Source organism: uncultured Fibrella sp., assembly GCF_964250085.1.
Lineage (GTDB): Bacteria > Bacteroidota > Bacteroidia > Cytophagales > Spirosomataceae > Fibrella.
This window is the reverse complement of the sequence record NZ_CAXUEC010000008.1, coordinates 262,760-287,061: the sequence shown is the minus strand read 5'-3', so window position 1 is coordinate 287,061 and position 24,302 is coordinate 262,760. Positions and strand designations below refer to the sequence as shown.

The 24,302-nt window shown below is 50.6% G+C and carries 35 protein-coding genes; 5 read left to right on the top strand and 30 right to left on the bottom strand.

The window, feature by feature from the left end:
• The first annotated feature begins 127 nt into the window (after positions 1 to 127).
• The 5 genes from ACFE8Q_RS22770 (at position 128) to ACFE8Q_RS22750 (ending at position 5,828) form a co-directional block, all read left to right on the top strand.
• Entirely contained in the window at positions 128 to 802 is a 675-nt protein-coding gene (locus ACFE8Q_RS22770) for a 2-C-methyl-D-erythritol 4-phosphate cytidylyltransferase (protein ID WP_375447744.1), read from the top strand.
• 89 nt (positions 803 to 891) lie between these two features.
• Positions 892 to 1,878, top strand: coding sequence for a methylmalonyl Co-A mutase-associated GTPase MeaB (gene meaB, locus ACFE8Q_RS22765; protein ID WP_375447743.1), 987 nt, complete (start codon positions 892 to 894; stop codon positions 1,876 to 1,878).
• Positions 1,879 to 2,049: 171 nt separating this feature from the next.
• Positions 2,050 to 3,141: an alkene reductase gene (locus ACFE8Q_RS22760; protein ID WP_375447742.1), complete on the top strand. Its 1,092-nt coding sequence runs from the start codon at positions 2,050 to 2,052 to the stop codon at positions 3,139 to 3,141.
• 130 nt (positions 3,142 to 3,271) lie between these two features.
• Positions 3,272 to 4,366: a plastocyanin/azurin family copper-binding protein gene (locus ACFE8Q_RS22755; protein WP_375447741.1), complete on the top strand. Its 1,095-nt coding sequence runs from the start codon at positions 3,272 to 3,274 to the stop codon at positions 4,364 to 4,366.
• 7 nt (positions 4,367 to 4,373) lie between these two features.
• On the top strand, positions 4,374 to 5,828 hold the full coding sequence (locus ACFE8Q_RS22750) for a PQQ-dependent sugar dehydrogenase (protein ID WP_375447740.1): 1,455 nt from the start codon (positions 4,374 to 4,376) through the stop codon (positions 5,826 to 5,828).
• A 212-nt stretch (positions 5,829 to 6,040) separates the two neighbouring features.
• On the opposite strand, the gene dnaN is transcribed toward ACFE8Q_RS22750, so the two are convergent.
• The 30 genes from dnaN to rplW all read right to left on the bottom strand — a co-directional run bounded on the left by dnaN (position 6,041) and on the right by rplW (position 24,300).
• Positions 6,041 to 7,162 (bottom strand): DNA polymerase III subunit beta, encoded by a 1,122-nt coding sequence (dnaN, locus tag ACFE8Q_RS22745; RefSeq protein WP_375447739.1) that lies wholly within the window; start codon positions 7,160 to 7,162, stop codon positions 6,041 to 6,043.
• A gap of 103 nt (positions 7,163 to 7,265) precedes the next feature.
• Positions 7,266 to 8,921 carry a gliding motility-associated ABC transporter substrate-binding protein GldG gene (gldG, locus tag ACFE8Q_RS22740; RefSeq protein ID WP_375447738.1) on the bottom strand — a complete coding sequence of 552 codons (1,656 nt, stop codon included), beginning with the start codon at positions 8,919 to 8,921 and terminating at the stop codon, positions 7,266 to 7,268.
• A 74-nt stretch (positions 8,922 to 8,995) separates the two neighbouring features.
• Positions 8,996 to 10,096 carry a glutamine-hydrolyzing carbamoyl-phosphate synthase small subunit gene (gene carA, locus ACFE8Q_RS22735; RefSeq protein WP_375447737.1) on the bottom strand — a complete coding sequence of 367 codons (1,101 nt, stop codon included), beginning with the start codon at positions 10,094 to 10,096 and terminating at the stop codon, positions 8,996 to 8,998.
• Positions 10,097 to 10,181: 85 nt separating this feature from the next.
• A complete protein-coding gene (gene rplQ / locus ACFE8Q_RS22730) occupies positions 10,182 to 10,820 on the bottom strand; it encodes a 50S ribosomal protein L17 (protein WP_375447736.1) in 639 nt (212 codons plus the stop codon).
• A 70-nt stretch (positions 10,821 to 10,890) separates the two neighbouring features.
• Entirely contained in the window at positions 10,891 to 11,880 is a 990-nt protein-coding gene (locus ACFE8Q_RS22725; RefSeq protein WP_370730229.1) for a DNA-directed RNA polymerase subunit alpha, read from the bottom strand.
• A gap of 96 nt (positions 11,881 to 11,976) precedes the next feature.
• Positions 11,977 to 12,582, bottom strand: coding sequence for a 30S ribosomal protein S4 (gene rpsD / locus ACFE8Q_RS22720; RefSeq protein ID WP_375447735.1), 606 nt, complete (start codon positions 12,580 to 12,582; stop codon positions 11,977 to 11,979).
• A gap of 133 nt (positions 12,583 to 12,715) precedes the next feature.
• Positions 12,716 to 13,111: a 30S ribosomal protein S11 gene (gene rpsK, locus ACFE8Q_RS22715; RefSeq protein WP_085412266.1), complete on the bottom strand. Its 396-nt coding sequence runs from the start codon at positions 13,109 to 13,111 to the stop codon at positions 12,716 to 12,718.
• Positions 13,112 to 13,244: 133 nt separating this feature from the next.
• Entirely contained in the window at positions 13,245 to 13,622 is a 378-nt protein-coding gene (gene rpsM, locus ACFE8Q_RS22710) for a 30S ribosomal protein S13 (RefSeq protein ID WP_375447734.1), read from the bottom strand.
• A gap of 2 nt (positions 13,623 to 13,624) precedes the next feature.
• Positions 13,625 to 13,741 carry a 50S ribosomal protein L36 gene (rpmJ, locus tag ACFE8Q_RS22705; protein WP_207329619.1) on the bottom strand — a complete coding sequence of 39 codons (117 nt, stop codon included), beginning with the start codon at positions 13,739 to 13,741 and terminating at the stop codon, positions 13,625 to 13,627.
• Between the two features lie 14 nt (positions 13,742 to 13,755).
• Positions 13,756 to 13,974 (bottom strand): translation initiation factor IF-1, encoded by a 219-nt coding sequence (gene infA / locus ACFE8Q_RS22700; RefSeq protein ID WP_009284801.1) that lies wholly within the window; start codon positions 13,972 to 13,974, stop codon positions 13,756 to 13,758.
• A 7-nt stretch (positions 13,975 to 13,981) separates the two neighbouring features.
• Entirely contained in the window at positions 13,982 to 14,809 is an 828-nt protein-coding gene (gene map, locus ACFE8Q_RS22695) for a type I methionyl aminopeptidase (protein WP_375447733.1), read from the bottom strand.
• An 8-nt stretch (positions 14,810 to 14,817) separates the two neighbouring features.
• The gene (gene secY / locus ACFE8Q_RS22690) at positions 14,818 to 16,131 is read right to left on the bottom strand and encodes a preprotein translocase subunit SecY (protein ID WP_370730232.1); all 1,314 of its coding nucleotides are present in this window, start codon (positions 16,129 to 16,131) and stop codon (positions 14,818 to 14,820) included.
• A 25-nt stretch (positions 16,132 to 16,156) separates the two neighbouring features.
• A complete protein-coding gene (rplO, locus tag ACFE8Q_RS22685) occupies positions 16,157 to 16,633 on the bottom strand; it encodes a 50S ribosomal protein L15 (RefSeq protein WP_375447732.1) in 477 nt (158 codons plus the stop codon).
• Positions 16,634 to 16,662: 29 nt separating this feature from the next.
• A complete protein-coding gene (rpmD, locus tag ACFE8Q_RS22680; protein ID WP_375447731.1) occupies positions 16,663 to 16,845 on the bottom strand; it encodes a 50S ribosomal protein L30 in 183 nt (60 codons plus the stop codon).
• A 12-nt stretch (positions 16,846 to 16,857) separates the two neighbouring features.
• On the bottom strand, positions 16,858 to 17,373 hold the full coding sequence (rpsE, locus tag ACFE8Q_RS22675) for a 30S ribosomal protein S5 (protein WP_085412259.1): 516 nt from the start codon (positions 17,371 to 17,373) through the stop codon (positions 16,858 to 16,860).
• Positions 17,374 to 17,377: 4 nt separating this feature from the next.
• Complete coding sequence (rplR, locus tag ACFE8Q_RS22670) at positions 17,378 to 17,731, bottom strand: 50S ribosomal protein L18 (protein WP_375447730.1); 354 nt, start codon at positions 17,729 to 17,731, stop codon at positions 17,378 to 17,380.
• A 30-nt stretch (positions 17,732 to 17,761) separates the two neighbouring features.
• On the bottom strand, positions 17,762 to 18,319 hold the full coding sequence (gene rplF / locus ACFE8Q_RS22665; RefSeq protein ID WP_375447729.1) for a 50S ribosomal protein L6: 558 nt from the start codon (positions 18,317 to 18,319) through the stop codon (positions 17,762 to 17,764).
• A 15-nt stretch (positions 18,320 to 18,334) separates the two neighbouring features.
• Positions 18,335 to 18,733 (bottom strand): 30S ribosomal protein S8, encoded by a 399-nt coding sequence (gene rpsH / locus ACFE8Q_RS22660; protein WP_085412256.1) that lies wholly within the window; start codon positions 18,731 to 18,733, stop codon positions 18,335 to 18,337.
• 77 nt (positions 18,734 to 18,810) lie between these two features.
• Positions 18,811 to 19,080, bottom strand: a complete 270-nt coding sequence (gene rpsN / locus ACFE8Q_RS22655) for a 30S ribosomal protein S14 (RefSeq protein ID WP_375447728.1) — start codon at positions 19,078 to 19,080, stop codon at positions 18,811 to 18,813.
• Between the two features lie 12 nt (positions 19,081 to 19,092).
• On the bottom strand, positions 19,093 to 19,650 hold the full coding sequence (gene rplE / locus ACFE8Q_RS22650) for a 50S ribosomal protein L5 (RefSeq protein WP_375447727.1): 558 nt from the start codon (positions 19,648 to 19,650) through the stop codon (positions 19,093 to 19,095).
• A 40-nt stretch (positions 19,651 to 19,690) separates the two neighbouring features.
• Positions 19,691 to 20,032, bottom strand: a complete 342-nt coding sequence (gene rplX, locus ACFE8Q_RS22645; RefSeq protein WP_375447726.1) for a 50S ribosomal protein L24 — start codon at positions 20,030 to 20,032, stop codon at positions 19,691 to 19,693.
• A 14-nt stretch (positions 20,033 to 20,046) separates the two neighbouring features.
• Positions 20,047 to 20,415: a 50S ribosomal protein L14 gene (gene rplN, locus ACFE8Q_RS22640; RefSeq protein ID WP_015334425.1), complete on the bottom strand. Its 369-nt coding sequence runs from the start codon at positions 20,413 to 20,415 to the stop codon at positions 20,047 to 20,049.
• A gap of 6 nt (positions 20,416 to 20,421) precedes the next feature.
• Complete coding sequence (gene rpsQ, locus ACFE8Q_RS22635) at positions 20,422 to 20,736, bottom strand: 30S ribosomal protein S17 (protein WP_375447725.1); 315 nt, start codon at positions 20,734 to 20,736, stop codon at positions 20,422 to 20,424.
• Between the two features lie 20 nt (positions 20,737 to 20,756).
• Complete coding sequence (gene rpmC / locus ACFE8Q_RS22630; RefSeq protein WP_375447724.1) at positions 20,757 to 20,951, bottom strand: 50S ribosomal protein L29; 195 nt, start codon at positions 20,949 to 20,951, stop codon at positions 20,757 to 20,759.
• 13 nt (positions 20,952 to 20,964) lie between these two features.
• Positions 20,965 to 21,393 (bottom strand): 50S ribosomal protein L16, encoded by a 429-nt coding sequence (rplP, locus tag ACFE8Q_RS22625; RefSeq protein WP_375447723.1) that lies wholly within the window; start codon positions 21,391 to 21,393, stop codon positions 20,965 to 20,967.
• A 76-nt stretch (positions 21,394 to 21,469) separates the two neighbouring features.
• Positions 21,470 to 22,366 carry a 30S ribosomal protein S3 gene (gene rpsC, locus ACFE8Q_RS22620; RefSeq protein WP_375447722.1) on the bottom strand — a complete coding sequence of 299 codons (897 nt, stop codon included), beginning with the start codon at positions 22,364 to 22,366 and terminating at the stop codon, positions 21,470 to 21,472.
• A 5-nt stretch (positions 22,367 to 22,371) separates the two neighbouring features.
• Complete coding sequence (rplV, locus tag ACFE8Q_RS22615) at positions 22,372 to 22,764, bottom strand: 50S ribosomal protein L22 (RefSeq protein WP_375447721.1); 393 nt, start codon at positions 22,762 to 22,764, stop codon at positions 22,372 to 22,374.
• 102 nt (positions 22,765 to 22,866) lie between these two features.
• Positions 22,867 to 23,145 (bottom strand): 30S ribosomal protein S19, encoded by a 279-nt coding sequence (gene rpsS / locus ACFE8Q_RS22610; RefSeq protein ID WP_085412247.1) that lies wholly within the window; start codon positions 23,143 to 23,145, stop codon positions 22,867 to 22,869.
• 7 nt (positions 23,146 to 23,152) lie between these two features.
• Positions 23,153 to 23,977 (bottom strand): 50S ribosomal protein L2, encoded by an 825-nt coding sequence (rplB, locus tag ACFE8Q_RS22605; protein ID WP_375447720.1) that lies wholly within the window; start codon positions 23,975 to 23,977, stop codon positions 23,153 to 23,155.
• 35 nt (positions 23,978 to 24,012) lie between these two features.
• Entirely contained in the window at positions 24,013 to 24,300 is a 288-nt protein-coding gene (gene rplW / locus ACFE8Q_RS22600) for a 50S ribosomal protein L23 (RefSeq protein WP_370725246.1), read from the bottom strand.
• Positions 24,301 to 24,302: the final 2 nt, after the last annotated feature.

The window sequence follows — 24,302 nt, the reverse complement described above, 5'->3', positions numbered from 1 at the left end:
AGTCCAGAGTCTGGAAAGTCCATTTGCTGAAATTGTATTTTAGCAGGTGATTTTCAGACTCTGGACTTCTTCATATCCGACTTTCCAGACTTTGTACTCTTATTTCTGCGACTTTCAAGACTAAACCTTGACACGTACAACTCATTTTTTTGCCATTATTGTGGCTGGCGGCAGTGGAAGCCGCATGAAAGCCGACGTTGCCAAGCAGTTTTTGTTGCTCAACGGTAAGCCTATTCTACAGCATACGATCGAACAGTTTCTGGCTTATTCCGCCGATATGCCGATTCGGCTTGTTTTGCCCGAACGCGACCTTGTTATCTGGGAATCACTCTGCGACACCCACCAGTTTTACCCAGCCAACGTCACCACAATCATTGGCGGGGCCACGCGTTTTCAGTCCGTGCGGAATGGCCTGACCAGCATTCCAACGGAGGTTGACAAAACGGGATTAGTAGCCGTGCATGATGGCGTTCGGCCGTATGTAACACCGGCGACCATTGCCGAAAGCTTTGCTACGGCTTCCCACAAAGGCAGCGCCGTTACCTGCGTGCCCGCCAAAGACTCGGTTCGTCTGGTCAATAGCGATGGTACCAGCAAGGCCATCGACCGCGCTCAGGTACGTCTCGTTCAAACCCCGCAGACTTTCCGCCTCGACTGGTTTCGGCGGGCCTTCGCCGGTCCGGAGCAGTCTCATTTCACCGACTGCGCCAGCGTGCTGGAATTCGCCGGTTATCCTATCTCGCTCATCGAAGGCGACTACGAGAATATCAAGATCACGACACCAGACGATTTAAAGAATTAGGTTGATGTTTATGGCTTGTGGTTACGATGTTCACCTACCTGGTTGTGACTTAGCAGGGTAACCACAAACGTCAAACTAACCCCTTAAAAATGCGCCCCAGACAACTTCCATCGTACTACATCGACGGCCTGCGGGCGGGCGACCGGCTGGTGTTAAGCCGCGCCATTACGCTGGTGGAAAGCCAGCTCCCGGCCGATCAGCTACTGGCGCGGCAGGTAATGGAAGGTGTGTTGCCATATAGTCCGCAGACGTCGGTGCGAGTGGGCATTACGGGCGTTCCGGGCGTAGGGAAAAGCACCTTTATCGAAGCTTTCGGCACGTACCTGACCAGCCTCGGCAACCAGTTGGCCGTACTGGCCATCGACCCCACCAGCCAGCGGTCGGGCGGAAGTATCCTGGGTGATAAAACCCGGATGGAAAGTCTGTCGATGGACCCACGCGCGTATATTCGTCCATCGCCCGCCGGCGATTCGCTGGGCGGTGTAGCGCATCGAACCCGCGAGACCATGCTCTTCTGTGAAGCCGCCGGGTTTGATGTCATTCTGATTGAAACCGTGGGCGTGGGGCAGTCAGAGACGCTGGTGCATGGCATGGTCGATTTCTTCCTGCTGCTAATGCTGGCAGGTGCGGGCGATGAGCTACAGGGAATGAAGCGGGGGATTATGGAACTGGCCGATGCACTGGCCATTACCAAAGCCGACGGCGATAACGCCAATGCCGCCAATCGAGCGCGGGTCGAGTACCAGAACGCGCTCCATTTGTTTCCGCCTACCGGTACCGGCTGGCAACCGCCCGTAGTAACCTGTTCGGCAACTACCGGTTCAGGCATAGCCGCTATCTGGACGATGATCGACCAGCATCAGGCTCTGTTCACGCAAACCGGTGAGCGTGTCCGTCACCGGCAAACGCAGGCACTCGACTGGTTCCGAACGTTGCTTCGCCAGCAGATAGAACACCGTTTTTTCAGCCAGCCGGGCCTTCAGGAGCAATTGCAACAGCTTGAACAACAGGTACGTTCAGGTACGTTGTTGCCCACTCAAGCGGTGGAGAAGATAACCCAGTTACCAATGACTTAGGTACCAGTCTTACCAATAACGCCCGCCAATAAACCTGGATGACTACGTTGCAATAACGCATTGAGCATCAGGGAGTATTCCTGTCAGTTCAATTTTAATGTTACTACACATAAACTATTAGCGGCGATGACCTTGTTGTACTCTCGTATTTGTACATACAACATATCGCACATGTCCACTAAACTTTTTTCACCGGCTACTTTAGGCGGCCTTACGCTGAAAAATCGGGTTGTTATGGCCCCCATGACTCGTAACCGGGCCACTACTGGTCACGATGTCACGCCAATTATGGCCACTTATTATGCGCAACGGGCTTCAGCCGGATTGATTATCACGGAAGGCATTGCGCCATCGGCCAACGGGAACGGCTACGCTCGTGTACCCGGCATCTACACTCCTACGCAGGTAGAAGGCTGGCAGGCTGTAACAACGGCTGTTCACGAAAAAGGTGGCAAAATCTTCGCCCAATTGATGCATACAGGGCGGGTCGGTCATGCCGCTAACATGGAAGCAGGAACCGAGATTCTGGCACCATCAGCCGTTGCGGCTGCTGACCAAATCTACACGGACGAGCTTGGCATGCAGAACCACCCGACACCACGCGAGATGACAAAAGCCGACATCGAAAAAACGATTCAGGAATTTGTCGCCGCTGCCCGGAATGCGATCGCTGCCGGTTTCGACGGTGTTGAAATTCACGGTGCGAATGGGTATCTGGTCGAACAGTTCCTGCGCCCAACAACCAACCAGCGCACCGACGAATATGGCGGTTCTACCGAAAACTACGCCCGGTTTGCCATCGAGTTGGCCACGGCCGTATCGAACGCCATTGGTGCCGAGAAAACGGGGATTCGGTTGTCTCCCTATGGCGTCTTCAACGATATGCCTTATTCGCCCGAGTACGACGCGATTGCGCTGCACGTAGCCGAAAAGCTGAATGGCGTTGTTACCTATGTACACCTTGTCGATCACGAGTCGATGGGCGCTCCGGCGGTAGATAAACAGATTGTGGAAGCCATACGCAAGGCGTTCACAGGTACGTTGATTCTCTCTGGCGGGTACGATGCTGCCCGTGCCGAGGCCACAGTGGCCGATGATAAAGCTGAGCTTATCGCTTTTGGTCGGCCCTTTATTGCCAACCCTGATCTGGTAGCGCGCATGCAAAACGGTGCCGATCTGGCTCAGCCCGACTTCAGCACCTTTTATACGCCCGGCGAAAAGGGGTACACAGACTATCCGACACTGGTTGAAACAGCCGCTTGATTCGGTAGTGATTCGATTTTCAAACCCCCGAACGGCTTCGTTCGGGGGTTTTTGGTACAAGCTTGTCTAACTGATAGGTTGTAGTAAATCGAAGCGAGTCTATGCTTCTACTTGCACACGTTTATATACGATGCGCCTCTTACTACCTGGCTTTTTCTTGCTGCTATTTCTTGCGAGCCAATCCGCCCGCTCGCAGTCGACATTCAGTTCCGCACCCGACACCATCATCACCATTAAAGCGGTAGAGGGATTACAATTCAGCGAAAAGCGACTGGTGCTAAAACCACGTACCCGGCTCATGCTGATTGTGCAGAATGACGATGACATGGCACATAATTTGGTCGTTACGCAGCCCAACACTCGCGCTCGCGTGGTTGAGTTTGCTCTGGCGATGGGTCAGTCGGGCCCGACGAAAAACTTTGTTCCCAACTTGCCCGACGTGGTGGCCCATACGCACCTGCTAAACCCTGACGAACGGGATACACTCCGGCTACGACTCGCCGAAGAAGGCGATTTTTCGTACGTATGCACGTACCCAGGCCACGGGTCGATCATGTACGGTATGTTGTATGTAACAGGCAGGCCAGCGAAACTGCCGCCTATCGAGAACGATCCGAACCTGCCGCAGGCGGCCCTCACTGGCAACGAGCACACCCACCACGCGCCCGCCGTTCATCCATATATGCTTCAGCTACCGGCCGTTTACCGCACGTTTATGCCCGATGCCAGCCCGGCAGCTATTGCGGTTGGATTGCCCAGTTTGAACGGTGGACCAAATCAATCCTACTGCTGGGACGCCACAACCTGCCAGCTTCGCTACGCTTGGGAAGGTGGCTTTGTCGATAATAGCGAGCAATGGGAAGGCAAAGGTCAACGCCTCACCAAGATCATCGGTAACCTGTACTTCCGTGACTCTACATTCAATTCGCCCTGGCAGATAGCAGGGCAAAAACCGGCAGCCATTCGCTTTAAAGGCTACGAACTGGTGAATCGTTACCCCGAGTTTAGTTATTCTATTGATGGAATAACGGTTCGCGAATTGACAAAACCAACTCCGGGAAAGCGAGGCTTAACGCGGCGTTTTATGATTGGCCCGTCTACTAAACCGCTTCGCTTCCGACTGGGCGATGTGGCTAATAGGTATCGAGCGTCGGTTGGGCGCATCGAAAACGGCTGGCTGGTACTCGCCCCCGGCACCCGCCTCATAACACTTACTGTCAACTAACGTACCTATGCTCTCAACTCTGTTAGTTGCGGCTACCCTGCTGACAACACCCGGCGACACAATCACCGATTACTACGAAGTCGAAACCATTCCAACCCCGGCTGGGCTTGTCGCAGAAACAGGTGCCCTTGCTTTCTTGCCCGATGGGCGACTGGCAGCCTGTTTCCATCGGGGCGAGGTGATGCTGTATTCGCCCAAGACAAAGCAGTGGCGCGTTTTTGCCGAAGGCCTTCACGATCCGCTAGGCGTACTTGCCATTAGCAATCGCGAATTACTGGTCATGCAACGCCCCGAACTAACCAGAATCACCGATACGAACGGCGATGGCGTAGCTGATAAATACGAAACAGTATCCGATCAATTCGGCATGACCGGCAATTACCACGAATTTGCTTTTGGACCTATTCGCGATATCAAAGGCAATCTGTACATCAGTCTGAATGCCGCTTCCAACGGGGCCGGTATTCGCCAGAAGCTCCGGGGCCAGTATGATTCACTGGGGCGTCAGGGGCGGATGTACTCCTGCGTGCCCTATCGCGGTTGGGTTATGCAGATCACGCCATCTGGCAAGACAATTCCCTACGCACTGGGTTTTCGTTCGCCAGACGGTATTTGTTTCGACGCCAGGGGCCGACTGCTCGTTACCGATAACCAGGGCGATTGGCTGGGTACCAGCAAGCTCTACGTGGTCAAGCCGGGTAACTTCTACGGGCACGTATCAAGTCTGGTCTGGAAAGACGGCTTCCCGGACGTCGATCCAACCAAATTACCCGTGAGTACACTCGACAGCATGCGCACCCGCGAATCGGTGGCATTCCCGCATAATCGAATGGCTCATTCGCCCACGCAACCCGTAGTTGACAACACGAATGGCCTGTTTGGCCCGTTCGCAAACCAGACATTTGTAGGCGACATGGATTACCCACACCTGTTGCGCGTGTTACTGGAAGATGTTGGTGGCCAAACACAGGGCGCCTGCATCCCGTTTTTCGCTAAAGCAGGTATGCGAATTGGTAATCACCGACTGGCTTTTAGTCCCGACGGAAGCCTTTATCTGGGTCAGACTGATCATGGCTGGGTAGGCGCCCGTGGTATTCAGCGAATTCGCTACAAAGGCGGTCAGTTCTTGGATATCACCGCCATGCACCTCACGCCTACCGGTTTTGATCTGACGTTTACAATGCCGCTTGCTGAGACTGACGCGACAAATGTGGCGAATTATGCCTGCCGCCGCTACCAATATACATACCACGCTGATTATGGGTCTCCAGAGATGAACACAGCCAACGTACCCGTTCAGTCGGCCCGCCTGTCGGTTGATCGGCGAACCGTTTCTTTATCCCTGAGCGATTTGCAGGAAGGGTTTGTCTATGAGTTGACTATGGGCAACTTAACGGATGGAACAAGTAAAGCTCTAGTAAATAAACAGATTTGCTATACGTTAAATAAATTAGCACACTAACATTTTAGCGCAATTATATCTTTCTATTATCCTACTTCGTACATTTGCATACGTACAGTTTCCTATTCCTAGATCCTTTCCTTTCTTTACCTGAACGCCTTTTTTTTAACTGTCCAGGTACGTTCCTGAAGACTTTTCTCATTTTCCGACTATAAAAAATGCCCTGGTTTATAAGCCAGGGCATTTTTTATAGTCGGAAAATCGTTGACGGCTTACGCATATGTATTGAGCATAACAGGCATCACCAGCATCAAAATCTCTTCGTTCTCCTCCTTATCGGCCGGAATGATCAAGCCCGCGCGGTTTGGGGCCGACATTTCGAGTGAAATCATTTTGGCGCTCAGGTTGCTCAGCATCTCCGCCATCAATTTGGCGTTGAAACCGATTTCCATATCGTCGCCTTCATATTCGCACAGCAGCTTTTCGTTGGCTTCGTTCGAATAATCGAGGTCTTCGGCAGAAATGGTTAGGCTATTGGCCTTCATCGACAACCGGATCTGGTGGGTTGTGCGGTTGGCGTAGATCATGATCCGCTTCAGTGAATTCAGCAGATCGGCCCGGCCAATGGTCATTACGTTTGTATTGTTGGTCGGAATCGCGTTTTCATAATCAGGGAACCGCTCGTCGATCAGGCGGCAGATTAGTTGCGTTGACCCGAATACGAAAGAAGCATTTGCCTGGCTTAGTTCGACCTTCACATCAACGCCTTCTGGCAACGATGTCTTCAGCAACGAGAGCGCCTTCCGGGGAATGATCAGCGACGTACTGGCCGATGTCTGAATGTCGGTGCGACGGTAGCGAATCAGCCGATGTCCGTCGGTGGCTACGAACGTTGCATTGTCGCTGTTCAGTTGCAGGTATACACCCGTCATAGCCGGACGAAGATCATCCGTGCTGGTAGCAAATGCCGTGTTATTTACCGCACTCAGCAACGCATCCGACGATAATTCGACCGATTGATTTTTGTTAACGGCGGGGATCTTCGGAAAATCGATTGGATTCTCGCCCGACAGTTTGAACCGGCCGTTATCTGTCAGAATTTCAGTACCAAATGTATCTGTGTTGATATTAACCGTAATTGGTTGCTCAGGCAAGCTCCGCAGCGTATCGAGCAGCAGCTTAGCCGGAATAGCAATAGCACCGGTTTCTGACGCATCCACGGGGATTTGCGTCGTCATGGTGGTTTGCAGGTCCGACGCTGTTACGGTCAATGTACCGTCTTCTATACGAAACAGAAAATTTTCGAGAATCGGTACGATCGGGTTGGTCGCAACCACCCCATTGATGTTCATCAGGTTCTTGAGCAGAACGGACGAGGAGACGATGAATTTCATACGCGGGAGGCGTCAGTAAGTTCTTGTGTATTTGAACAAAAGTAACAAAAAAAGAGGCTTTTTCTAAGCCGCAATTCATGTTTTCTGCCTAACGTCAGCTTGATTAAGCAGCGTATCGACGGCGACGAATTAGGTGCCAAATCAGGCCACCAATAGTTAGTAATCCCAGTGGGCCGAGTACGTTAATTGTCTGCCACCAGGTACGTTCCTGCCCCACTTTCACGGCGTCGAGGGGCCGTAACGGCACCTCACGGGTACGGGCCATGATCAAGCCTTCGGGGTCAACCATGTAGTCGATAGCGTTCAGTACGAACTCCTTATTGGCGAACTGTTTTTGGGAAAACCGGTCGTACCCGAGCGGCAATGGCGCTTTACGTTTGTAATCGACATCGTTTACCACCAAATCACCGTCGGCACAGATGAGTACCTTACCTGCCGCGGCCTTTGCTTTAAAACCCTGAGCCAGTGAATCAGGCAGCAGTAAGTTAGCAAACAGGGAGTTGAATGGACCTTCCAGCAATACGCCTGCAATTTTAACGCCGCCTGTATACGTAGCCGGGTCAGGCTGCTGCCGGGCTTCATTATACGAAATAAGGGCTGGCAAGTTTAGCGCCGTGGTATAAGGTGATGTTTTCAGAAGTACCGTCTTCTTAATCCCTTTTGTTCGTACGGTATCCATCGTGCTCAGAAAGCGGCTGGAAACGGCATCCATGTTCCGGGTTATAGGGCTATCGCCAAAGGAGTTCAACACCGGATAAAATCGCCAGGGCACCAGTTGCACATTCGGTTTATCACCCAACGTACCCACATTCAGCGGAATTACACCACATGTCAGGTCTTTGATCACATTACGATTAATGCGCGCCCCCCAGTTGAAGAACAGATCATCCAGCCCCAACGGCATCGGCTGCGCATACGAGCCTTGCGCACTTACGCTGTCGACGCGCTGGCCATCCACGAAGAAAAGCGCTTTGCCCCCCTTCACCACATACTGATCCATCTTGAACACGTCGCTTTCGGCAAACGGCTGATCTGGCTTTAAAATCAGTAACGCATCAACACCTTCAACAGGCCCCGGCTTTTTCAGGTCAACAAAGAATAGATCGTACTGCTCCTGAATAGTAGCCAGCAGGTCTGAAAAGCGTTCGGGCGGTACCTGCGTATGACCAAACACAAGGCCAACGCGCCGTCGGCTTCCCTCCGGCTGGGTTAACCGACGAATAGCCGCTGCCAGTTGATATTCTACCCCTTCGTACGACTGATTCAACTGCTCGGCGGGCGTAGCGTCCTTATTCCCTTTCAATAGCAATACGCCTGCTTCTTTGCCTTCGTAGCTGATGACTGCACTCGGAACAATCAACTGTTCGGTGCGGGTACCCCCCTGACTGGCGAATAGGTTGGTTGGCTGCAAACCCAGCTTCGCCAGCCGGTCGAGCCGCTGCATCTGCTCTTCCGACGTACCTGTGATAGGATCGATAAAGCGATAAGTGATCTTACTGCCCGCTTCGGCCTCAAACTCGCTCAAGGTTTCGCGAACAGCCGTTTCCAACCGCTTGAATCCCGGCGGTAGCTTTCCCGTCAGAAACACATCGACATGCACACGGGCAGGCAACGTACCCAACAGTTGACGCGTACCGCCCGACAGCGTGTACCGCTTGTCTTCGGTGAGGTCAACGCGGGTGTACACAAAAGCGGAGAGCGCGTTGATCAGCAGTAGGCCCAGCCCAAAAAAGAGAAAGCGTTTGGTAGTGGATGACATAGGACTTACTAACGAAAAAGCCGACGCCGTTGAGGCGTCGGCTTTACGAAAAAGAGGAATCAATAGATATTACGCTACTGCATCAGTTTCACAAAATCATCAAACAGGTAGCGCGAATCGTGTGGTCCAGGCGATGCTTCGGGGTGATACTGTACCGAGAACGCTGGTTTATCTTTCCGACGAATTCCTTCGATGGTCTTATCATTCAGGTTAATGTGCGTGACCTCCACGTTGGCGTGATCCATCACCTCATCAGCGACGACGGCGAAACCGTGGTTCTGCGACGTCACCTCGCACAAGCCCGTAATCAGGTTTTTCACCGGATGATTCAGGCCACGATGCCCATTGTGCATCTTGTAGGTGCCAATGCCACTGGCAAGCGACAGGATCTGGTGACCCAGGCAAATACCGAATAGTGGCTTTTCCGTATCCAGCGCCTGCTTTACGGTCTCTACTGCATAAGGCATAGCCGCCGGATCGCCGGGACCGTTTGAGATAAAGTAACCGTCTGGATTGAACGCCTGTAGATCGGCAAACGATGTTTTTGCCGGAAATACTTTGCAATACGCCCCCCGATCGGCCAAGTTTTGCACGATACTCTTTTTAACGCCCAGATCGAGTACAGCCACCCGAAAACGCGAGTCCTGCTGACCCAATTCATAGGTTGCCTGTGTACAAACCTCCGACGACAGTTCCAGCCCTTCCATGTCAGGTACGTTGGCTAGCTCAGCGCGGAGTACATCAGCGTCTAAAATGACCGAGGAAATAATGCAGTTCATCACCCCCTTATCGCGAATGTGGCGTACAAGCTGGCGCGTATCGATTCCGTGAATACCAACAATGTTGGCCTTCTCGAAATACTGTTGCAATGACCCATCGGCAAGATGACGTGAATAGGTCGGCGAGAAGAAATTACAGATCATCCCTCGAATTTTTACGCCAGCCGACTCTTCTTCGCTACCCAACTGGATACCATAATTGCCAATGTGCGACGTCGTGTTGACGATCACCTGGCCAAAGTAGGACGGATCGGTATAGATTTCCTGGTATCCGGTCATGCCTGTGTTGAAGCAAATTTCACCACCAGCCGTGCCAGTTCTGCCTAATGCAAAACCTTTAAAAACAGTACCATCCTGCAAAACCAGTAACGCTTCGGGTTGTTGAGGGCGTGTCATGAGGGTATAATTGGTGTTTTTGGTTAAAAAAAAGGGTTAACCGATAACCGGCTAACCCCATTTCTTTATGACGAGTGACTTCTCACTATTCAGCAGCGGGCTTTGTTTCGTCATCCTTTGCTTCGTCAGCAGCAGGAGCCTCATCAGTTGATGTGGCTTCAACTACTGGTGCCTCTTCGGCTACAGGAGCCTCTTCTACAACTGCGGCTGGCGTTTCCTCAACCACTTCGGCCGAAGGAGTTTCGTCAGCGACTACAGCTACAGGAGCCGCATCAGTTGCACCAGCAGCACCACGACCTGCACCACCCCGACGGCTACGACGAGTTTTGGTTGCAGTTTGCTCAGCAGCAGCGGCCAGCAGTGTTTCGTTAAAGTCAACCAGTTCGATCAGGCAGGTTTCAGCCGCGTCACCTTTCCGGTTGCCCAGTTTGATGATGCGGGTGTATCCGCCGGGACGAGAAGCGATCTTGTCCGACACAACGCCGAACAACTCCTTCATGCCTTCTTTGTGGTTCAGTGACTGGAAGACAACCTTACGATTCTGGTTGTTATCTTCTTTGGCACGCGTCAGGATCGGCTCAACGTATTTACGAAGCTCTTTCGCCTTCGCAACCGTTGTTTCAATCCGCTTGTGCATAATCAGCGAAACGGCCATGTTCGACAGCATTGCGTCGCGGTGCGAATGGGTCCGGCTGAGGTGATTATCTTTTTTACCGTGTCTCATTGTAGTAGTTTGTCGTTTGTCGTTCGACGTTCGAAGTGACAAACTTCAAACGGTAAACGGCAAACTGAGCTTATTCTTCGTCTAACCGATATTTCACAACGTCCATACCGAAGGTCAGACCTTTGTCAGCAACCAATTGCTCTAATTCAGTCAGCGACTTCTTACCAAAGTTGCGGAACTTCATCATATCTGAAATCTCCAGACGTACCAGATCGCCCAGTGTCCGCACTTCAGCAGACTTCAGGCAGTTGTAGGCACGTACAGACAAATCCAGATCAGCCAGTGACGTTTTGAGCAGCTTACGCATGTGCAGCATCTCTTCGTCAACGACATTGTCTTCCTCAGGCTTCACGGTGTCAAACGTCATCGTTTGATCCGAGAACAGCATAAAGTGTTGAATCAGGATATGAGCAGCACCTTTCAGTGCTTCTTCCGGATGGATTGACCCGTCGGTCTCGATATCGAGAACCAACTTCTCGTAATCCGTCTTTTGCTCAACCCGCGTGTTCTCAACGCCAAATTTCACATTCTTCACCGGTGTGTAAACCGCATCGATTGGAATATGACCAAATGGCAATTCGTTGGCACGAGGCTCATCTGCAGGTACGTACCCACGACCTTTTTCAACGAAGATTTCCATCTCCAGGTCGCGTGTATTGTCGATGTTACAGATGACCAGATCAGGGTTCAACACTTCAAATGAAGCCGTTGCTTTACTGATATCACCAGCTTTAAGTACCGACTGCCCTTTGATGTTTACCGTAATCTTGTTGTCGACCATATCGTTAACCTTCTTAAACCGAACCATTTTCAGGTTCAGGATAATTTCGGTTACATCTTCAACAACTCCCTCAATCGAAGAGAATTCATGGAGTACGCCCGGAAACTTGACGCTCGTGATGGCGTAACCTTCCAGTGACGACAACAGTATGCGGCGTAAAGCATTTCCAATCGTAACGCCATATCCCTTTTCGAGAGGCTTAAACTCAAATACACCGTGAAAGTCGTCGGCTTTTTCCATTACGACTTTATCGGGCATTTGGAAAGCTAATATAGACATACCTTTTCGTGGTTAACAGCCTAAAATTAAGACTACAGTTGGCCAAAGTAGTTCGCAGATAAACTGCCAACAGCTTCAACCAACTGTACTCATTTATTACTTAGAGTACAATTCAACGATCAATTGCTCGTTGACGTTCTCAGGAATTTGATCGCGTTCAGGAAAGCTGATAAACGTACCAGCTAATTGCTGCTGATCCCACTCCAGCCAGTTAAACCGCTTTGCATTACGAGCAGACAAGCTGGTTGTAATGGCTTCGAGCGACTTAGATTTTTCGCGAACGGCGATAACCTGACCAGGTTTCAGAGAGTATGAGGCGATGTTCACAACTTCTCCATCAACAGTGATGTGTTTATGAGCCACCAACTGACGGGCAGCCCGACGGGTGGTAGCAATACCCATACGATAGACAGTGTTATCGAGACGGGCTTCGCAAAGTTTCAGGAGGTTCTCACCAGTGATACCCTCTTTGACGGCAGCACGGTGGAATAGCCCACGGAACTGACGCTCCAGGATTCCGTAGATGTACTTCACTTTCTGTTTTGCCTGAAGCTGCTCAGCGTATTCTGAGGTCTTCCGCTTCCGGCCACGTCCGTGCATACCGGGCGCGTAATTTTTCTTTTGTAAGGCTTTGACAGGGCCAATGATAGCCTCCCCAAACTTACGGGCAATTTTGCCTTTTGGGCCAATATAACGTGCCATTATAAGAAATGAATAATGTGAAAAAGAGATCAGACACAACTGAATGTCGCCCAACCGTATTCATTGCTGCGGCAATAACCTGACTGTAATAGCTACTACGATGCCAAATGATTGCAATCAACTTTAACCAATACTACACGCGCCGACGTTTTGGAGGGCGGCAACCGTTATGGGGCAGCGGGGTAATATCACGGATTGTAGTCACTTCGATACCCGTGTTTTGTACAGTCCGAATGGCCGACTCACGTCCGGCACCCGGGCCTTTTACAAACACTTCTGCTTTCCGCATACCCAGTTCATGGGCAACCTGTGCGCAGTTCTGTGCAGCTGTTTGGGCTGCATAGGGGGTATTTTTCTTCGAGCCACGGAAGCCCATCTTACCGGCAGATGCCCATGAGATAACCTGACCGTTCATGTTCGTGATCGAAATGATGATGTTGTTGAACGTAGCCCGGATGTGTACCTGACCCACTGACTCAACTACGACGACCCGCTTTTTAGCTTTGTCTTTACGTTTTGCTTGTGCCATTTGCTTAGATAATCGTCATTTTAGTGAAGTGATCATTTGTTGTCATGAGTTGTCCATTTGTCGAAAGCATTGCTTAAAACGATAAATGATTAGCTATTGACCATAAATGACATCTCAATTAATGACCATTTACTTATTTCGTTGCTTTCTTCTTGTTGGCAACCGTCTTACGCTTTCCTTTCCGGGTCCGTGAGTTGTTCTTGGTTTTCTGACCACGAACTGGCAGACCTTTCCGGTGACGCAATCCACGGTAGCAACCGATGTCCATCAACCGTTTGATGCTAAGTTGCACTTCTGACTTCAGCGCACCTTCAACTTTAAACTCTTCGCTGATAGCGTTACGAACAGCCGTAGACTCTTCGTCATTCCACTCAGCAACCTTTTTGTTTTCGTCGATACCAGCTTTTGCCAGGATCGTTTTTGCTGCGCTCCGACCGATACCATAGATGTACGTCAGCGAAATAGCGCCGCGCTTCTTATCGGGGATGTCAACACCTGCAATACGTGCCATGCTTAACCTTGTCTTTGTTTGTAACGGGGATTCTTCTTGTTGATCACGTACAGCTTCCCTTTCCGCCGGATCACGATGCAGTCTACGCTGCGCTTTTTAATTGACGCTTTAACCTTCATGGTTGCTTGCCTGTTTACTTGTAACGGTACACAATTCGCGCCTTACTCAAATCATAAGGCGACATCTCCAACTTAACACGGTCACCAGGTAAGATTTTGATGTAGTTCATCCGCATCTTACCCGAGATGTGTGCAATCACTTCATGCTTGTTGGCTAACTCAACCCGAAACATCGCATTTGATAATGCTTCGAGAATCACGCCATCTTGTTCAATCGAATTCTGTTTTGCCATATAGACGTTAAGCCGCTGCTGCGGCACTCAACTCGATTTCCATACTGGTTCCAGCCGTTACTGCTTCGATGTACTCGAACGTTGTCAGTGTATCAACCTTTCCCTTACGAACTGCTACGGTATGCTCAAAATGCGCCGATGGCTTGCGATCACTGGTTCGTATTGTCCAGCCATCACGCTCCTGTATGACGCCCTTCTTACCAAAATTGATCATGGGCTCAATTGCCAGCACCATGCCTTCTTTCAATTTTACACCCTGCCCACGTTTACCGTAGTTAGGTACCTGGGGTTCTTCATGCAATGACTGTCCAACACCGTGACCAACCAATTCACGCACCACTGTATAACCGAAATGCTCTGTATACGACTGAATAGCGTAGCCTATATCACCTATCCGGTTGCCATCAATAGCTTTCGCAGTGCCAACATACAGTGACTCCTTTGTACGCATCAATAATTTTCGAACGCCCAGGGCAACTTCACCAACTGGGTACGTATAGGCACTATCGGCATGATACCCATTCCGAAAAACGCCACAATCGACCGAAATTATGTCTCCTTCTTTCAACTCGTAGCTGGTCGGAAATCCGTGCACAACCACTTCGTTAACGGAAATACACAGTGCGCCTGGAAAACGGGTGGCTGTGCCATTATTGAAACCGAGAAACGAGGGAATGCCCCCATTATCCTTAATGAACGTCTGAGCAACAGTGTCAAGTTCCTTGGTTGTAATCCCCGGGCGAATCAGCTTGGCTACTTCAGCATGTGTTTTGCCAAGCACCTGCCCGTTCGCCCGGATGATCTCAATTTCTTCGTCGCTGCGTAACGTAATCATACTTCGTCTTAAGCGGGTACGCCTTCTGTGCGGCCTTTTACACGACCTGATTTCATCAACCCTTCGTAACGACGCATCAGCAGATAGCTCTCAATCTGTTGTAGCGTATCCAATACAACGCCAACCATGATCAGCAAGGATGTTCCGCCAAAGAAAGAAGCAAAACTAGATGTCATACCCAACTGGCTGGCTAATGAAGGAAGGATAGCCACAATCGCTAACATTACAGCGCCAGGTAGGGTAATATGGTCGAGTACCGTTCCAATATATTCCGAAGTAGACAAGCCAGGTTTAACGCCAGGAATGAAACCGCCGCTACGCTTCATATCGTCAGAAATCTGTACCGGGTTAACCGAGATTGCTGTATAGAAGAACGTAAAGACGATAATCAGAAAGGCGAACAACAAGTTGTACTGCCAAGAAGTATAGTCCTGGAAGGTGTTATACAAGGAAGCCATTGTCTCACTCTTCTCAGCACCTAGCCCAAAAGCGAAGCCGGGAATGAACATCAGTGCCTGGGCAAAGATGATTGGCATTACACCAGCGGCATTTAGTTTCAACGGCAGATACTGGCGTTGACCACCTACGACCTTATTTCCAACAACCTGTTTGGCATATTGAATCGGAATACGACGTACTGCCTGCGTAAGCAACACAGCACCCATGATTACGAAGTACAGACCAACCATTTCGATGAAGAAGATAAAGATCTGCGACGTACCCCGCGAAAGGGCTTCACCATAGATAGCACCTGGAAGCCGTGACACGATCCCGATCATAATGATCATCGAGATACCGTTGCCGATTCCTTTGTCGGTAATCCGCTCACCCAGCCACATGCAGAAGATAGTACCAGCCGTGAGGATGAATACGGCAGCAATGGTGAACAGCGTCCGGTCAATGAATAGCGCATCAGCAGGAATCGTTGTACGGATGTATGTAATCGCCTGAACCGCGGTGACGAAAATTGTCAAGACCCGGGTGATTTGGTTCAGTTTCTTACGACCTGACTCTCCTTCCTTCTGCATTTTCTGGAAGTAAGGTAACGCCAGAGTCAGCAGTTGAATGGCAATTGAGGCCGAGATATAGGGCATAATACCCAACGCAAAGATGGATGCTTTACTAAAAGCACCACCTAAGAACGTATCCAGCAGACCGAGCAACCCCTGAGGGCGCAGGTTTAAACGGGCCGGATCGACACCGGGAAGCACAATGTGCGTACCCAGCCGGAAGACCGTTATAAACAAAAGAGTGTTGAGGATACGTGTCCTCAACTCCTCGATTGAAAAGATATTCTTAATAGTCTCTATGAAACGGTTCATACAAGTCGTTCGCGGCTACCAATGGTTAAATCGCAGACTCTTTTTTAGCAATCCGCTCAATGACGGTTACTTTACCACCTGCTTTTTCGATAGCCTCTTTAGCGGCTGAAGAGAAACCGTGGGCCGATACGTCTAAAGCTGATGTTACTTCACCACGGCTCAACACCTTGATGAGATCGCTTTTGCCAGCTAAACCATGCTCGCGCAGAGCGGCAAAGTCGATGGTTGTCAGGTTAGCTGATGTAGCTAGTTCCTGCAGCGTATCCAGGTTAATAGGCTTATACTCGACCCGAGTTGGGTTAGTAAATCCGAATTTAGGTAAGCGGCGCTGAAGGGGCATCTGACCACCTTCAAAACTTAACTTACGGCTGTAGCCAGAGCGTGATTGAGCACCTTTGTGGCCACGGGTCGATGTTCCGCCCATTCCGGAACCTTGACCGCGACCGACTCGCTTGCGCTGCTTAACTGACCCTTTTGCCGGCTTAATGTGACTGAGATTCATTGTCAGTTTTAGTTAAAAAAGTAACTGGCTTAGGCCAGATGTTCAATTGTAACCAGGTGCTCAACCTTACGGATGACGCCAGCAATAGATGGATTGTAGTCCAGCACAATGCTCCGGTTGATCTTGCCTAAACCCAGTGACTGGATAGCCAGCTTCTGAGTTTTTGGGCGTTTGATGGTGCTGCGCACCTGAGTAATACGTACCTGTGCCATGTTTCGTCGCGATTAACCGTTGAATACTTTCTTCAGTGACACCTGACGCTGGAAGGCAACCTGGTGAGGCAAGCGCATCTTGATCAGCGCGTCAATCGTAGCTTTCACTACGTTGTGCGGATTCGATGAACCTTTTGATTTTGCCAGTACATCGTGGATACCTGCGCTTTCCAATACGGCACGCATGGCACCGCCAGCGATAACACCTGTACCAGGAGCGGCTGGCTTAACCAACACGAAACCGCCGCCGAAACGACCTTCCATTTCGTGTGGAACAGTGCGCTTCAGCAAAGGAACCTGGAACAGGTTTTTCTTTGCATCTTCAACACCTTTGGTAATTGCGTCTGTTACTTCGTTCGCCTTACCCAATCCATACCCTACTACGCCGTTGCCATCACCAACAACTACGATGGCCGCAAAACTGAAGCGACGACCACCTTTTACTACTTTGGCTACCCGGTTGATCGCTACTACGCGCTCCTTCAGGTCAGCCTCGTTTACTTTTGACGGTTTTACGTTCGATACCATTCTCTTAGAAATTGAGGCCACCCTCACGGGCACCGTCAGCCAGGGCTTTCACCTTGCCGTGATACAAATAGCCGTTCCGGTCAAAAACCACCGACTGTACATTCTGGGCGGCGGCCTTCTCGGCTAACCGCTGACCGACCTTCTTCGCCGTTTCGACTGTGAAACCGCTCACTTCGGTCTTCAATTCCATTGACGAAGCAGACACTAGGGTCTTTCCGGCTTCATCATCAATGATTTGGGCGTAAATCGCTTTGTTCGAGCGAAATACAGATAGACGGGGACGCGAGGGCGAACCGGATACTTTCGACCGGATACCGAACTTGATCCGTTGACGTCTTGCTTGCTTAGTTGCTGCCATTTTATTTGATACCGACCAAATGGGCGCTTATTACTTCTTACTTGCTGATTTACCAGCTTTCCGGCGAACCACTTCACCAACGAAGCGGATACCTTTTCCTTTGTATGGCTCAACCTTACGGAGTGAGCGAATTTTGGCAGCCACGTCACCGATCAACTGCTTGTCAGTTCCTTCCAGGATAACCTTCGGGTTCTGACCTTTCTCGGTGATTGCCGTTGCCTTAATCTCAGCAGGAATCGCGAGGAAGATGTTGTGCGAATAGCCCAGGTTCAATTCAAGAATATTATTGACAACGGAGGCTTTGTAACCTACACCAATAATTTCCAGATCAATTTTGAAACCAGTGCTTACGCCTACAACCATGTTGTTCACCAGCGCACGATACAGGCCGTGAAGGGCCTTATGCCGTTTCTGCTCAGTTGGGCGCGTAACCTTGACAAGACCATCTTCCAATGATACCGAAATATCACGGTCGATAGCCTGAGTCAGGCTGCCTTTAGGGCCTTTCACTGTTACTACATTCTCAGCATCCACTGAGACGGTAACAGCTGCAGGCAGTTCAATTTGTTTATTCCCTACGCGTGACATAGTGTTTCTTTGGTATTAATAAACGTAACACAACACCTCGCCGCCTATGTTAAGCGTCCGGGCTTCTTTGTCCGTCATGACGCCTTTCGACGTCGACACAATGGCGACACCAAGTCCATTCAGAATACGGGGCAGCGTAGCAGCACCTGTATACTGGCGGAGACCCGGACGGCTAACCCGCTGCAAGTCAACAATAGCTGACTGTTTTGTAGTCGGGTTATATTTCAAGGCAATCTTGATTGTGCCCTGAGGACCAGTTTCATCGAACTTGTAGTTCTGGATGAAGCCTTTTTCGAAAAGCACTTTCGTGATTTCTTTTTTAATATTTGATGCAGGAATCTCTACCACCCGGTGCTTGGCACGGATGGCGTTTCTGACACGGGTCAAAAAATCTGCTATCGGATCTGTATTCATTTCTGCAAGGAGTTACTTGCTTGCCTGTTTCTAAAAAAGGCTTGCAAAAGTACGGAAACTGTTTGAGAAATAAAACCTTACCAGCTTGCCTTCGTTACACCCGGAATCTTACCGGCGCTGGCCATCTCGCGGAAGGTTACACGCGAAATGCCAAATTTGCGCATGTAGCCACGAGGGCGTCCAGTCAATTTGCAACGGTTGTGAAGACGAACCGGTGAGGCATTCCGTGGCAGTTTGTCTAAGCCAACATAGTCGCCAGCCGCTTTCAGCGCAGCCCGTTTTGTCGCATATTTAGCGACTAAACCCTGCCGCTTGCGCTCTCTTGCTTTGAGTGATTCTTTAGCCATGGTTGGTTTTACTTATTTTTTGTTGCTGGCAAAAGGCATACCCAAAGCCCGCAGCAATTCGATGCTTTCCGCATCGGTTTCTGCCGTTGTCACAAAAGTGATATCCATGCCTGAAATCCGGGCCACCTTGTCGATGCTGATTTCCGGGAAGATGATCTGTTCTTTTACGCCGAAGGTATAATTACCACGACCATCGAACCCTTTGTCGCTGATTCCTTTGAAGTCACGAACGCGGGGCAGCGCCACCGTAGTCAGACGATCCAGGAACTCGTACATTTTGTCGCCGCGCAACGTAACTTTCGCACCAATGGGCATGTTCTCCCGCAGTTTGAAGTTAGATACGGCCTTCTTAGACAACGTTGGTACGGCTTTCTGACCGGTGATCGTTGTCAATTCGTCAACACCTACGTCGACCAGTTTCTTATCGGCAACAGCGGCACCAATGCCTTTGTTGATAACAATCTTGGTCAGGCGTGGCACCTGCATGGCCGACTTGTACTCAAACTTCTGCTTGAGTTGTTCAGCCACTTCGTTTACATACTTATCTTTCAATCGTGGCGTGCTTGCCATTTCTTTGTCCGTTTAGTGTGTTTTGGAACACATTAGCCGATTAAAGCAGGTTGTTCGTCTTCTTAGAAAAACGCTGCAACTTCCCTTTCTCGTTCAGGCGGCGGCCCGTCCGGGTCGGCTCACCTGTGGCAGGATCAACGACCATCAGGTTACTGATGTGGATCGTACCTTCTTCTTTACGCAGTTCACCCTGAGGATTTTGAGCCGTTGGCTTGATGTGTTTCGTGATCATTGCCACGCCTTCCACCTTCGCCCGATCTTTTTCCCGGATCACTTCTTTGATGACGCCCCGTTGCCCTTTGCTATTACCAGAGATAACCAATACGGTATCGCCGGTTTTGATATGGAACTTGTGCGGAACGACTGTTTTCTTCTTTTCCATCCTGATGCCTTAGTTTAGATAACCTCGGGGGCTAGCGAAACGATTTTCATGAATTGCTTCTCGCGCAGTTCACGGGCAACAGGCCCGAAGATGCGCGTACCACGCGGCTCATCGTTGTTGTTCAGTAACACCGCTGCATTGTCTTCGAAGCGAATATATGAACCGTCTTTACGACGTACCTCTTTTTTAGTCCGAACGACAACGGCTTTAGAAACCGTGCCTTTCTTCATATTGCTCGACGGGATGGCGGCTTTGACCGTAACTACGATCTTATCACCCAATGAAGCGTAGCGCTTGCCTGTACCGCCCAGTACGCGGATAACCAGTACTTCTTTCGCACCACTGTTATCTGCAACACCTAATCTTGATTCCTGCTGTACCATGGCTGCTTACTTCGCTTTCTCGATGATTTCAACTAAACGCCAACGCTTGTTCTTGCTCAACGGGCGGGTCTCCATGATCCGAACCGTGTCGCCGATACCGCACTCATTGTTCTCGTCATGTGCCGTGAACTTAGTGGTGCTGGTCATAAATTTGCCATACTTGGTGTGCTTCTCTTTCCGGTCAACGGCAACGGTAATGGTTTTTTGCATTTTATTGCTCGTCACCTTCCCAATCCGTTCTTTCCGGGCACTCCGCTCAACTGGTGCTGCGGCGGCTGGTGTTGCTGCTACAGGCTGAGTTTGCTCTTGTTGTGATTCCATTGCGATACGTAGCTAACGGGTTATGCCTGATTTTCCTTCTGGGTCAACTCCGTGTATAACCGGGCAATTAGCTTGCGGCTTTCCCGAATACGCATGGGGTTCTCGATGGGAGATACCGCATGGGCGAAGGTTAGCTTCTGCAATTGCGATTTTTCGGCACTGATCTGCTCAACGAGCTGGTCGACCGACAGGGCTTTGATTTCTCCTTTTTTCATGGCTTCCTGTGGTTTATGCCTCTTCTTCGATATAATCCCGACGAACGACGAATTTCGTGCGTACTGGAAGTTTCTGAGCGGCTAACCGCAGTGCTTCCTGAGCTGTAGCGAGGGGTACGCCAGTAGTTTCGAACATGATCGTTCCTGGCTTCACAACGGCTACCCAATATTCAGGGGCACCTTTACCTTTACCCATCCGTACTTCGGCGGGCTTCTTCGTGATAGGCTTGTCAGGGAAAATACGAATCCAGACTTGACCTTCCCGTTTCATCGCCCGTGTCACTGAGATACGAGCTGCTTCGATTTGCCGGGCCGTGATACGACCTGGCTCGAGTGATTTGATGCCAAATGTTCCGAAGGCGATCTCAAACCCGCGAGTTGCGAGTCCTTTGATGCGACCTTTGTGCATTTTGCGAAACTTGGTTCTTCTTGGCTGTAACATTGCTGTTAGAGTGAGTTAAGGAATCGTGGGTTAATTCAGGTACGTTGTCGCTGAGGCCCCCACGTTTCGCTGATGTCTATCGACGACCGCCGCCGCCACCACCGCCGGGACGACCTGCGCCGCCACCACCACGATTGTTGCCGCCGGCTGCTCCGCCACGGTTATTGCCTCCGCGATCATTACCACCGCCAGCGTTACCGCCACGGTCATTACGACCACGTCCACCACGGTCACCGCCGCGCTCATCGCCACGGTCACGACCACGACGGTCGCCGCGGTCATTGCTTCCACCCGCACGATCACCGGCTGAAGCCTGTGACATCAGTGCAGCAGGAGACAAATCACGCTTACCGTACAGCTCACCTTTGAAGACCCATACTTTGATACCAATCTTGCCATATACCGTCTGAGCTTCAGACAGGGCATAATCGATGTCAGCACGCATGGTGTGTAGAGGAACACGACCTTCTTTATATTGCTCTGAACGGGCAATTTCAGCACCACCTAAGCGGCCTGATACTTTTACTTTGATGCCTTGAGCACCTACCCGGATAGCCGAGTTGATGGCCTGCTTCATGGCACGACGGAATGAAATCCGCGCTTCCAGTTGCTGGGCAATTGCTTCACCAATCAGTTTGGCATCAATTTCAGGGCGCTTGATCTCGAAGATATTGATCTGAACATCTTTGCCCGTGATCTTTTTCAGCTCTTCTTTGATCTTATCAACTTCACCGCCGCCTTTACCGATCACGATACCCGGACGTGCCGTGTGAATCGTCAGGGTGATACGCTTGAGTGTCCGCTCGATAACAACCCGGGCAATCGCTCCTTTCGGAATACGAGCCGAGATGTATTTACGGATTTTCTGGTCTTCAACAAGTTTGTCTGAAAACTCCTTGCCGCCGTACCAACTCGAATCCCATCCTTTGACGATGCCGAGCCGGAAACCTACTGGATTAATTTTCTGTCCCATTCGAGTTACGCGTTTTCAGATGTTTCGGGTGCGGTTTCAATCGTCGGTAGAGCGGGAACCGCACTATCGATCACCAGCGTGATGTGGTTTGACCGCTTGCGAATCCGGTGACCACGACCTTGCGGAGCCGGGCGCAGACGCTTCAACATCGTACCACCATCAACGAAAATCGTTTTGATGTACAGGTCGGCATCTTCGATGCGCTCACCTTCGTATTTCACTTGCCAGTTGGCTACTGCTGAAAGAAGGACTTTTTGCAGTGTAACGGCAGCGGCTTGCGGTTGAAACCGCAGAATACCCAACGCCCGGCTCACACGCTGACCACGAATCAAATCGACGATCAACCGCATTTTGCGAGGTGAAGTAGGTACGTTTTTAAGCTTAGCTATTGCTTCCATTTTTGAGAAGTTTTCAGTTTACCGTTTACTGTCTTCAGTTTTGTTTACCAGCGAACTAAACCGGGCGGCGGACCGCTACAAACTGAAAACTGTAAACTGATTTTACCGTTTGCCTTTGTCTTTCTTCGCCGTGTGACCACGGAAATTGCGGGTAGGAGAGAATTCACCCAGTTTGTGACCCACCATGTTCTCCGTCACGTAGACCGGAATGAACTTGTTGCCGTTGTGAACAGCAAAGGTGTGACCTACAAAATCAGGAGAAATCATAGACCGGCGAGACCAGGTCTTAACCACCGATTTTTTGCCCGTATCGTTCAGCGCTTCCACCTTCTTGTCGAGGCGGTAGTCGATGTAGGGGCCTTTCTTTAGGGAACGTGCCATTTACTGCTTACTTTTTACGACGGCTGATAATCAATTTATTAGACGGGTTCTTCTTGCTACGGGTCTTCTGACCTTTGGCAAACTGACCGTTCCGAGAGCGGGGGTGACCACCTGATGCACGACCCTCACCACCACCCATCGGGTGATCGACTGGGTTCATGGCAACACCACGTACCCGTGGACGGCGACCTAACCAACGCACCCGACCGGCTTTGCCCATCGTTACGTTCATGTGATCAGCGTTCGACACCGTACCAACCGTAGCTAAACATACGTTCAGCACGCGGCGGGTTTCACCAGATGGCAACCGCAGGACAGCATACCGCTCTTCACGAGCAACCAGCTGTGCATACGTACCTGCCGAACGAGCCATTGAACCGCCGCGACCTGGCTGCAATTCGATGTTGTGAACGATGGTACCAATTGGCATCTTCAACAGAGGTAATGCATTGCCCACGTCGGGTGATGCACCTTCGCCTGACTGAATGATCTGGCCTACCTGAATCCCCTGCGGAGAAATGATGTAGCGCTTTTCGCCGTCTTCGTACTGCACCAGAGAGATGCGCGCTGAGCGGTTGGGATCATACTCTACCGAAAGAACGGTAGCAGGCATATCAAATTTATCGCGTTTGAAGTCGATAATCCGGTACATACGCTTGTGGCCTCCGCCAATGTAGCGCATCGTCCGACGGCCTGTGTCGTTACGACCACCTGATTTTTTCAGGGGCTCTAACAGGCTCTTTTCGGGCTTGCTGGTAGTTAACTCCTTAAAATCAGGAGCCACGCGACCACGCATGCTGGGGGTGATTGGTCTTAGTTTTCTTACGCCCATGATAATGGTTCGGTTTGTCAGCCTATGGGGTCAGGCTATAAATCTCCGTAAATGTCGATCACTTCGCCTTCAGCGACGGTCACGATGGCTTTCTTAACGAGGGGCGTACGACCTGTAACAACCCGTCCGTTAATGTTTTTCGAGCGCTTTTTGCCAAGTTTCCGCATGGTGTTTACGCTTGTCACGTTCACTCCGTACAGTTGTTCTACAGCTCTTGCAATCTCAATTTTATTGGCTTTTGGATCTACCGCGAAGGCATATTGACCTAGCTTGTTCAGCACAGCCATCTTCTCGGTTACGATCGGTCTTTTCAGCACGTCCATGA